The following is a 9,256-nucleotide window of genomic DNA, read 5'->3' on the forward strand; positions in this document are numbered from 1 at the left end:
CGGCACGAATTAAGGTGCGGTGCATGAGCGATCGCGCGGTGCTGCACGTGAAGGGGCGGGTGCTCGTCGGGCCCGACGACGTCCGGGACGAACTGTGGGTCGTCGGCGGGAGGATCTCCTACGAGCGTCCCGCCGGCGCCCGTGATGTCCGCACCGTCGAGGGCTGGGCCCTCCCCGGTCTCGTCGACGCGCACTGCCACGTCGGCCTCGACGCGCACGGGCCCGTCCCCGACGACGTCTCCGAGAAGCAGGCCCTCACCGACCGCGAGGCCGGCACCCTCCTCATCCGGGACGCGGGATCGCCCTCCGACACCCGTTGGATCGACGACCGCGCCGACCTCCCGAAGATCATCCGAGCGGGGCGGCACATCGCCCGCACCCGCCGCTACATCCGCAACTACGCGCACGAGATCGAGCCGGAGGACCTGGTCGCGTACGTCGCCCAGGAGGCCCGGCGCGGCGACGGCTGGGTGAAACTGGTCGGCGACTGGATCGACCGCGAGACGGGCGACCTCGGCGCCTGCTGGCCGCGCGAGGCGGTCACGGCGGCGATCGCCGAGGCGCACCGCCTCGGCGCACGGGTGACCGCGCACTGCTTCGCGGAGGACTCGCTCAGGGACCTGGTCGAGGCGGGCATCGACTGCGTCGAGCACGCGACCGGTCTGACCGAGGAGACGATCCCGCTCTTCGCCTCCCGAGGGGTAGCGATCGTCCCCACGCTCGTCAACATCGCCACCTTCCCGCAGCTCGCCGCCGGGGGAGAGGCGAAGTTCCCGCGCTGGTCGGAGCACATGCGGGCGCTGCACGAACGCCGCTACGACACGGTGCGCGCCGCCTACGACGCCGGAGTCCCGGTCTACGTCGGCACCGACGCGGGCGGTTCGCTGGCCCACGGTCTGGTCGCGGGCGAGGTCGCCGAACTCGTCACCGCGGGCATCCCGCCGGTCGAGGCGCTGTCCGCGACGACCTGGGGTGCCCGGCGGTGGCTCGGGCGCCCGGGGCTCGACGAGGGCGCGCCCGCCGACCTCGTGGTGTACGAGGGGGATCCGCGCGCGGACGTACGGGTGCTGGCCGCTCCACGCCGGGTGGTGCTGAACGGGCGGGTCGTCGGCTAGGGGCGGAGAGATCGTCGGGCGTCCGCGCGCCTGGTTGACGGAGCGTTACGCGTCGGCCGACCGCCTCGTTAAGCACCATTCTCCGTGCGCCGGAGTGTCAACCGGCGGTTTCGCGTAAGGGCGGTCGACCAGGTGGTGGCGGGGAACATTCGTGCCATGGGATGCCACGACATTCGAATGGAATCCCGGAAACCCCACGTTGGAGTGAAGTCACGCCAGGTTGCTGACTGTTCACCTGGTCTCTTGCAAGGAGGCCCCGGCGTTCACGCCGGGGGAGGAATCGCATCCTGTGACGGCGACGCGGAGTGTCGCCGTATCCGGGTCCCCGGGGCGGAGCGCCGGTACGGTCCGCCGACGCAGCCGGGTCATAGCGAATGCGTGTGCCCTCGTTCGCTGGTTGGGGTGGTTGCGACGGAAGCGGGGTGCGGGTGTGCGGGAAAGCGGTGTCACCCAGGGACAAGAACTCCGCGCGTGTGATGCTCGTCCGGGCTGGTCTGGCCCCGGCTGGTGTGGAGGGCGTAAGAACTCCTGGAGCGCCGCTCCAGGGGGCGGCCTGAGCCAGGAATTCCCTCCCTTCAGGGCGGGGAGCAGTCAATCTCGGTGCGTAATTCTTGCGGGTCCCGAGCCCGGGGGGCTGGGGGCGGAGCCCCCAGGAACGGGATGGGACGGGTAGGGGCGGCGGGGGCGAGGAAGACTTGCCGCCCCCGTCCGTCATCGCCCAGCCACCACCACCGCCCGATCCAATGCCTGCAGGAACCCATTGACGGTGGCCCGGTCACGCACGGCCAGGCGGAGCCAGTCGTCCCCCAGCCCCGGAAACGTGTCCCCACGCCGCACCGCGAACCCGAGCCCCCGCAACTGACGCCGTACGACCGCCGCCCGAGGAAGCCGGACCAGCACGAACGGCCCGTCCGCGGGCTCCACGACCCGCAACCCGTCAGGCTCGAACTCCCTTAGCCCGGCAACGAGATGGGCCCGGTCGGAGGCGACCCGCCGAGCCGCGTGGGCGGCCTCCGCGAGCGCCCGGGGCGACACACACGCCTCCGCCGCGGCGAGGGCGGGCGTGGAGACGGGCCAGAGCGGCTGCGCACGGGACAACTCGTGGATCGTGTCGGGTGCGGCGAGGACGTATCCGATCCGCAGCCCCGCCAGCCCCCACGTCTTCGTGAGGCTGCGCAGCACGACAAGCCCGGGGACGTCCGTCCGCCCCGCCAACGCCTCCCGCTCACCCGGCACCGCGTCCATGAACGCCTCGTCGACCACCAGCGTCCGCCCCGGCCGGGCGAGCGCGGCGATCGCGCCGGCCGGGTGCAGCACGGACGTCGGGTTGGTCGGGTTGCCGATCACGACGAGGTCCGCGTCCTCGGGAACGGCCGCGGGGTCCAGCCGGAAGCCGTCCGACTCACGCAGCAGCACCCGGTCGACCGTGTGGCCCGCGTCCCGCAGCGCCGCTTCCGGCTCGGTGAACTGCGGGTGGATCACGACCGGTTGACGGACCTTCAGGGCCCGCGCGAGGAGTACGAACGCCTCGGCCGCGCCCGCCGTCAGGAGCACCCGCTCCAGCGGCACCCCGTGCCGCGCCGCCACCGCGGCCCGCGCGGCCCGCCCGTCCGGGTAGGCCGCGAGTCCGTCCAGCGACGCGGCGATCTGCTCGCGCAACCACGCCGGAGGCGTGTCCGCACGTACGTTCACGGCGAGATCGGTGAGTGCCGAACCGTCGTCCCGCACCTCGGCGTCCCCGTGGTGCCGCAGATCGTGCGGGTCGCCCTCGTGCGGGTCGCCCCCGTGCGCGCCCTCAGTGCGCATGTGCGTGGCCGCCGTGGTGGTGCCCATGGTGGTGTCCGTCGTGGTGGTGCCCGTCGTCGTCGGGGTGGAAGTGCGGCTGCTGGGGGAGGCCCACCTTGTCCTCGAAGCCGGGCAGCGCGATGCGGTAGACGCAGGAGTCGCAGTTCATCCGCAGGTCGCCCTTGACGGCTTCCTGGTACCGCTCCATGACCAGGTCGAGCAGCTCCGGTTCGGGGCCGATGACGTCGGCGGACCGTACCTCGACATCGGGGTGCGCGGCTGCCCAGCCCTCGGTCTGCTGCCGCACCCGGTCGGGGAGGATGCCCGTGAAGAGGAAGTAGGGAAGGACCACGATCCTGCGCGCGCCCAGCTTCACACAGCGGTCCAGGCCCGACGGGACGTCCGGCGCCGCCAGCGACACGAACGCCGTCTCGACGCCCGCGTACCCGCGCCCCTCCCACAACAGCCGCGCCGCCTTGTGCACCTCCGCGTTGGCGTCCGGGTCGGTGGAGCCGCGCCCGACGAGCAGCACGGTGACGTCGGCACGGTCCGCGGGCGTACGGACCGAGGAGCCGAGTGCGTCATCCAGTCGCCGTTCGAGTACCGCCAGCAGCGAGGGGTGCGGGCCCAGCGGGCGTCCGTACGTGTACGAGATGCCGGGGTGCCGCTCCTTCTCACGGGCCAGCGCCGCAGGGATGTCCCCCTTGGCGTGCCCGGCGGACACCAGCATCAGCGGGACGGCGGCGAACCGGCGTACCCCCTGCTCGACCAGTTCGGTCACGGCGTCGCCCAGCGGCGGCGGCGACAGTTCGATGAACCCTCCGGCGACGGGCAGTTCGGGGTGACGGCGGCCGAGCTCCCGTACGAAGTCGCGGAAGGCCTCGGCTCCGGCCTCGTCCCGGGTGCCGTGTCCGGCGATGAGCAGGGCGGGGGGCGGGGTGGTCACGAAAACTCCTTGGTCACGGGGTGGTACAGCAGGGCGTTGAGCGCGGCCGCGGCGACCGCCGAACCGCCCTTCTCGGACACGTTGCTGACGGCGGGCAGCCCGCTCTCGCGCAGCGCGGCCTTGGACTCGGCCGCGCCGACGAAGCCGACGGGCAGCCCGATGACGAGCGCCGGGTCGGCGTCGAGGGTCAGCAACTCCTCAAGCGCGGTCGGCGCGCAGCCGATCACCCAGAGGGCGCCGGGACCGACGTCCTCGTACGCGAGCCGGACGGCGTGCGCCGAACGCGTCAGGCCTCGGCCCGAGTTGGCGTCCTTGAGGCGGCAGACGGTGTCGCGGCGCGTGATGCCCGCCGCGACCATCTCCACGTCGACCACGACCGGCGCCCCGGCGTGCAGCGCCGCGTGCGCCCTCTCCAGGGCGCTCTCGTCGGTGACGAGGTCGTCCGCGTAGTCGAGGTCGGCCGCGGAGTGGATGACCCGCTCCACGACCGCCCGCGTCAGCGGCGGGAAGTGCGAGGTGTCCAGACGGGCACGCAGCCGCCGGAAGGACTCCTGCTCGATCGGGTGAATCACGCGGTTCACCGGGCCTCCTGGTGGTAGCGTCGCCGCGTGCTGAGTGAGAACCAAGCCAGCACAGCAGCCTCCAATCCTTGGGGAAAACGGGCTGGTTCCAACCCGGCTGGTGTTGATCGCGGAAGACTCGATCGTTCGCTGAGCGACCGAGCAGCGTGAGCCAGGAATCCTCCTCGTTCGCGAGGAGGAGGGTTCAATTGGGCTCCTCCTGCCAGCGGTAGCCGCGCGGTGTCACCATGCGCCCGGCGATCTCACGCGTCGCCGTGTTGCCCACGGTCACGACGGTCATCATGTCGACGATCGCCGGATCCAGGGACCCCAGCGACGTCACCCGGCTCGACTCGTCCGGCCGGGAGGCGTTGCGGACGACCCCGACCGGCGTCGTCGGCTCCCGGTGCTCGGCGAGGATCGCGAGCGCCTTCGGGAGCTGCCAGTCGCGGCCCCGGCTGCGCGGGTTGTAGAAGGTCACGACGATGTCCGCCTCCGCGGCGGCCCGTACCCGGCGCTCGATGACCTCCCACGGTGTGTGCAGGTCGGAGAGGCTGATCGACACGTGGTCGTGGCCCAGCGGCGCGCCCAGGATCGCCCCGGCCGCGAGCGCGGCGGTCACGCCCGGCACCCCGACCACGTCGATGTCGTCGGACGCCTCGGCCAACGCCGGTGACGCCATCGCGTACACGCCCGCGTCGCCGCTGCCGATCAGTGCGACGGCCTGCCCGCGCCGGGCCTCGGCGACCGCCGTGCGCGCCCGCTCCTCCTCGGCGCCGAGCCCGGACTCCAGGATCCGGGTGCCGGGCCGCAGCAGATCGCGGATCTGGTCGACGTACTGGTCGAGCCCGACGAGCACGGACGCCCGCCGCAGCTCCTGCTTCGCCCGCGGGGTGAGCAGGTCACGGGCGCCGGGCCCGAGCCCGACCACCGCGAGCCGCCCGCGCGCCACGCGGCGCACGACGGCGCAGGTGGCCATCGCCGGCTGCCCGTCCGCACGCGTCGACTTCCGCTTGGGGACGAGCAGTTCACCCCCGCGTACGAGGGCGGCGGCCTCCGCCACGGACGGTGTGCCGACGGCGCTGAGCGGCGCGTCCGAGGGGTTCGGCACGTCCACCGTCGCCAACTCCTCGGCGGTGTACGTCACCACGGGCACCCCGAGCCGTGCGGCGGCCTCGACGATGCCGGGCTCCTCGGCCTTGGCGTCGACGGTGGCCAGCTCCGCGACGGACTTCGGGGACAGACCGGCATCACGCAGTACGTCCTCGACGAGACCGAGGACCTCCGCCACCGGAGCGCCCTTCGACGCACCGACCCCCACCACGAGGGAGGGCGGCCGCAGCAGCACTTCGCGCTCGCCGGGCGCCACGGCCCGGTCGGTGACACGAATGCCGTACGCGCCCTCCTCCGCGACCGGCAGAGGTGGCAGCGGCCACGCCAACTCGGCCCGCAGGGCGACGGGTTCGCCGTCCAGCAGCGCCCGGGTGACCGCCGCGACCTCCCCCTCCACGGGGAAGCCGAGCCTGTCGAGCCCCGGCACCCCGACCGCGTCCGTCGCCGTCGTCACCACCGGCTCGGCGCCGAGCGACTCGCCCACCTCGCGGGCGAGTTCATTGGCCCCGCCGCCATGTCCGCCGACGAGCGACACGGCGAACCGCCCGGCCTCGTCGACGCACACGACCCCCGGGTCGGACGTCTTGTCGCCCAGCAGTGGCGCGATCAGCCGCACCACCGCGCCAGTGGCGAGGAAGCACACCAGCTGGTCGCACTCCGCGAAGGCCCGCCGCACGGCGTCCCCGACGGACTCGGCGGACCCGGCGGACCCGTCGTACACCCGGGTACGGGTGGGCCAGGCCGCGGCCAGCCGGTCACGGGCCGCCGCGCCCGCCGCCGTGGCGGAAATCAGGCCGATCACTGGAGCACTCCTTCGGTAGTACGCGCCGGAGGCCGGACGCCCCACAGCAGAAAAACGGGGTTGGTGGCCGCGAGCCGGGTGACGTTCCCCGGCAGCGGCGCGAGCCGGGAGGACTGCAGCAGTACGCCGTCGCAGTCGAAGCCGGCGGCGGTGAGCGCCTCCCGGGCCGCCGGCACCCGGTCGAGCGCGGCCATGGCGACGACGACGGCCCGCCGGGCCCGCCGTGCGCAGATGGTCACGATGGCGGGCAGCTCGCGGCCCCCGCCGCCGATGAAGACGGCATCCGGATCGTCCAGGTCGGAGAGGACGGTGGGCGCGGCCCCGTGCACCACGCGGACGTCGACGCCGTGCGCCTCGGCGTTGGCGAGGATCCGGTCGCAGCCGTCCCGCGTCTTCTCGATCGCGGTGACGGCGGCCCCGAACCGCGCGCACTCCACGGCGACGGATCCGGAGCCGGCGCCGACGTCCCAGACCAGTTCGCCCAGGCGCGGCCCGAGCCGGGCCAGCGCCAGCGCCCGCACCTCGAACTTGCTGATCATCGAGTCGCGATGGGTGAACTCACGCTCGTCCAGAGCCCACCGGTCGGGTCCGGCCGACGGTCCGGCGACCGTCCGCACGGGGGCGAGGGCGCGCGACTCGTCCAGGCACAGGACGACACTCACCGCCGTACCCCAGTCGCGGGCCGCGGCCTCAGCCGGGGTGACCCGCTCGACCCGCTCGTGCGCGGGGTCACCGAGGGCGCTCGCCACGACGAGGACGCGCCCGGCGGAGCGGTGGGCGAGGGCGGCGCCCAGCTCGGCGGGCCCCGAACCGGGTCCCGTCAGCACCGCCACCTTCGGGTGGGAGCGGCAGACCTGGACGGCCGTGCGCAGCGCGCGCCCGTGGGCGCTCACCACCACCGCGTCGTCCCAGGGCAGCCCGAGCCGTGCGAAGGCGGTCGCCACGGACGAGACACCGGGGCGCACGTCCAGCCGCTCGGCCCCGAACCGCTCCGCCAGCGCCCGCACGATCCCGAAGAACCCGGGGTCACCGGAGGCGAGCACGACGACGGGCCGCTCCTTTTCCAGGCATCCCTCGATCGCGTCCAGCGCGGGCGCGAGCGGCCCGAGGACGATCCGCTCCACCGCGTCGGGCAGCCGCGCGGCCGCGAGATGCCGTCGGGCGCCCACCACGAGCCCCGCCTCGGCCAGCGCGTCCGAGGCGTCCTGGGAGAGCGGTGCCCCCGTCCCCGTACCGAAGACGGTGATCACGAAGGACTGCCCTTGCGTGCCGCGCGCAGCGCCGCGCGCGCCTGCGGATCGGCCCTGCGGAAGCCGTGGAAGTGACCGGGGTGGTAGAGGTGCGAGCGGGTGCCGGTGGCGTCGAGGGCGGGGCCGACCAGGAAGAGGGTGTGCTTCCAGAGCTTGTGCTCCTTGACGGTCTCCTCCAGCGTCTCGATCGTGCACTTCACGATCAGCTCCTCCGGCCAGGTCGCCTGGTAGGCGACCACGACCGGCGTGGACGTCGGATAACCGCCCTCCAGCAGCTCCCGTACGAGCTGGCCGCTGCGGGCGGCCGACAGGAACAGTGCCATGGTGGTCCCGTGCCGTGCGAACTCCCGCACCTCCTCGCCGGGCGGCATGGGCGTCTTGCCGCCGCCGAGCCGGGTGAGGATCACGGACTGGGCGACCTCGGGGATCGTCAGTTCGCGCTGGGCGAGCGCGGCCACGGCGGAGAAGGAGGAGACGCCGGGAATGATCTCGGTCTCGACGCCGATGCCGGCGCACCGGTCGAGCTGCTCCTGCGTACCGCCCCACAGGGCCGGGTCGCCGGAGTGGATGCGGGCCACCTTCAGCCCGTCGGCCGCCGCCCGCTCGTACACGGCCACGACGTCCTCCAGGGACATCGTCGCCGAGTCCAGGATCTCCGCCCCCTCGCGGGCGTGCTCGAGGACCTCGGCCTGCACCAGGCTGGCCGCCCAGATCACGACGTCGGCCTCGGCGATGGCGCGCGCGGCGCGGAAGGTCAGGAGGTCGGCGGCGCCGGGCCCTGCCCCGACGATGGTCACCTTGCCGGTGGGGGCATCGGCCATGGGAATCGGTCCTCTCCTACGGATGAATCGGGTGCTGCGAGAAGTCGGTGGGCGCGTCAGTGGGCGCGAGGTCGTCGCCGGATGTGCGCGAACGGGGTGCGATCGGATACGAAGGGCTCATGGCGGTCTTCGTCGCGCTCGGCGCGTTCCTGATGACGCTGGCCGGCGGCTGGACGGCACAGCGGGTCACCGACCGCCGCCACCTGGTGTTGGGCCTGGCGGGCGGGCTGATGCTCGGCGTGGTCGGCCTGGATCTGCTCCCGGAGGCGCTGAAGGCGGCGGGCGAAGAGGTGTTCGGCGTACCGGCCGCCCTGCTCCTGTTCGTCGCCGGGTTCCTGTTGGCCCATTTGGTGGAACGGCTGCTGGCCGCCCGGCAGGCCGCGCACGGCGGCGAGGAGCACGACGGACGAGCGCCCGAGGTGGGCCTGACGGCCGCCGCGGCGATGGTCGGCCACAGCGCCATGGACGGTGTGGCGATCGGCGCCGCCTTCCAGGTCGGCGGCGGCATGGGCCTGGCGGTCGCGCTCGCGGTGATCGCCCATGACTTCGCGGACGGCTTCAACACGTACACGATCACGAGCCTGTACGGGAACGCGCGCCGCAAGGCGATCACGATGCTGTTCGCGGACGCGGCGGCCCCGGTGATCGGCGCCGCCTCGACCCTGTTCCTCACCATCCCGGAGCAGGTGCTCGGCTGCTATCTCGGCCTCTTCGGCGGCGTACTCCTGTACCTGGCCGCCGCCGAGATCCTCCCCGAGGCGCACCACGAGCACCCGGCCCGCTCGACCCTGCTGTGCACGATCGCGGGAGCGGGGTTCATCTGGCTGGTGGTGGGTCTGGCCGGAAGCGGGTGATGTTCCGGGG

The 9,256-nt window shown here is 73.4% G+C and carries 8 protein-coding genes; 2 read left to right on the forward strand and 6 right to left on the reverse strand.

The features are described 5' to 3' along the window. Positions 1 to 23: 23 nt before the first annotated feature. Positions 24 to 1,115, forward strand: a complete 1,092-nt coding sequence (locus tag OG819_RS25030; protein ID WP_266623713.1) for an amidohydrolase family protein — start codon at positions 24 to 26, stop codon at positions 1,113 to 1,115. A gap of 711 nt (positions 1,116 to 1,826) precedes the next feature. Here the strand turns inward: OG819_RS25030 and cobC are convergent. From cobC to cobM, 6 genes are all read right to left on the reverse strand, one after another. Then, positions 1,827 to 2,921 carry an Rv2231c family pyridoxal phosphate-dependent protein CobC gene (cobC, locus tag OG819_RS25035; RefSeq protein ID WP_266634218.1) on the reverse strand — a complete coding sequence of 365 codons (1,095 nt, stop codon included), beginning with the start codon at positions 2,919 to 2,921 and terminating at the stop codon, positions 1,827 to 1,829. Further along, positions 2,911 to 3,846 (reverse strand): sirohydrochlorin chelatase, encoded by a 936-nt coding sequence (locus OG819_RS25040; RefSeq protein ID WP_266623712.1) that lies wholly within the window; start codon positions 3,844 to 3,846, stop codon positions 2,911 to 2,913. The genes cobC and OG819_RS25040 overlap by 11 nt, the downstream gene beginning before the upstream one ends. Next, a complete protein-coding gene (locus tag OG819_RS25045; protein WP_266651207.1) occupies positions 3,843 to 4,427 on the reverse strand; it encodes a precorrin-8X methylmutase in 585 nt (194 codons plus the stop codon). The genes OG819_RS25040 and OG819_RS25045 overlap by 4 nt, the downstream gene beginning before the upstream one ends. A gap of 184 nt (positions 4,428 to 4,611) precedes the next feature. Next, the gene (gene cobJ / locus OG819_RS25050) at positions 4,612 to 6,321 is read right to left on the reverse strand and encodes a precorrin-3B C(17)-methyltransferase (RefSeq protein WP_266651208.1); all 1,710 of its coding nucleotides are present in this window, start codon (positions 6,319 to 6,321) and stop codon (positions 4,612 to 4,614) included. After that, on the reverse strand, positions 6,318 to 7,571 hold the full coding sequence (cbiE, locus tag OG819_RS25055) for a precorrin-6y C5,15-methyltransferase (decarboxylating) subunit CbiE (RefSeq protein ID WP_266623708.1): 1,254 nt from the start codon (positions 7,569 to 7,571) through the stop codon (positions 6,318 to 6,320). Before cbiE ends, cobJ begins: the two co-directional genes overlap by 4 nt. After that, positions 7,568 to 8,392 (reverse strand): precorrin-4 C(11)-methyltransferase, encoded by an 825-nt coding sequence (gene cobM / locus OG819_RS25060; protein WP_266623706.1) that lies wholly within the window; start codon positions 8,390 to 8,392, stop codon positions 7,568 to 7,570. The genes cbiE and cobM overlap by 4 nt, the downstream gene beginning before the upstream one ends. A gap of 119 nt (positions 8,393 to 8,511) precedes the next feature. On the opposite strand from cobM, the gene OG819_RS25065 reads away from it, so the two are divergent. Further along, positions 8,512 to 9,246, forward strand: coding sequence for a ZIP family metal transporter (locus OG819_RS25065; RefSeq protein ID WP_266623704.1), 735 nt, complete (start codon positions 8,512 to 8,514; stop codon positions 9,244 to 9,246). Positions 9,247 to 9,256: the final 10 nt, after the last annotated feature.

It is taken from the genome of Streptomyces sp. NBC_01549 (genome assembly GCF_026339955.1).
Lineage (GTDB): Bacteria > Actinomycetota > Actinomycetes > Streptomycetales > Streptomycetaceae > Streptomyces.

Excerpts from the sequence above, each read along its gene's own strand:
- OG819_RS25030 (WP_266623713.1), top strand. The coding sequence starts at position 24 with ATGAGCGATCGCGCGGTGCTGCACGTGAAGGGGCGGGTGCTCGTCGGG.
- cobC (WP_266634218.1), bottom strand. The coding sequence starts at position 2,921 with ATGCGCACTGAGGGCGCGCACGGGGGCGACCCGCACGAGGGCGACCCG.
- cobM (WP_266623706.1), bottom strand. The coding sequence starts at position 8,392 with ATGGCCGATGCCCCCACCGGCAAGGTGACCATCGTCGGGGCAGGGCCC.
- OG819_RS25065 (WP_266623704.1), top strand. The coding sequence starts at position 8,512 with ATGGCGGTCTTCGTCGCGCTCGGCGCGTTCCTGATGACGCTGGCCGGC.